The organism is Halorubrum sp. SP3, assembly GCF_005435195.1.
GTDB classification, from domain to species: domain Archaea; phylum Halobacteriota; class Halobacteria; order Halobacteriales; family Haloferacaceae; genus Halorubrum; species Halorubrum sodomense.
The window spans coordinates 1-614 of the sequence record NZ_SGTU01000239.1 but is presented as its reverse complement, the minus strand read 5'-3'; the positions used below and the strand labels follow the sequence as shown (position 1 = coordinate 614).

Sequence of the window (614 nt, the reverse complement as noted above, 5' to 3'; positions counted from 1 at the left end):
TGACAGTGTTCAACTGAAGCGGTAGCGCGGAGTCCCCTTCCTCAAGGAGCGACCGGAGGGAGCGAGTAGGGAGGGGAGGAGCGCGTTTGTGTTGGTCGCAAACACCAATCAATAAGTAGCCTATTGATCACATTGAACACGTGGCAGACGACTACGTGCGTCGGACGGCAATCACTCGTCTCGAAGTTACGGACGAGCAACGCGACCTCCTCGAAGAGACGATCTCCGAGTGGAAGCGTGGATGCCAACTCGCCACGGACATGGCGTGGGGCAAATACAACGCGAAAAGCGACGTACAGCCCCTCGCATACGACGACGTGCGCGAACACACCGACCTCGGAAGTCAGCACGCGATTCTCGCCACCCACCAAGCCGCACAAGCCATCACCGGCTGTATCGAACGGAAGGCGAAGGACAAGAAAGTGAGTAAGCCCACCTTCACCGCACCCACGGTGAAATACGACACCCGGACCATGACGGTATTTGATGATGATACGGTGTCGCTCTCCACCACAGAGAGTCGCGTCCGGTGCGACCTTGCCCTCCCTGACGCCGACGATGGCTACCAACGGCAGTACCTCGGCTCCGACAACTGGAGCGTCACGGAAAGCACA

At 58.6% G+C, this 614-nt stretch carries 1 pseudogene; it reads left to right on the top strand.

Features of this window, described 5'->3' with window-relative positions:
* Window positions 1-140 precede the first annotated feature (140 nt).
* A pseudogene (locus EXE42_RS16400) lies at window positions 141-614 on the top strand (RNA-guided endonuclease TnpB family protein); the annotation flags it as partial.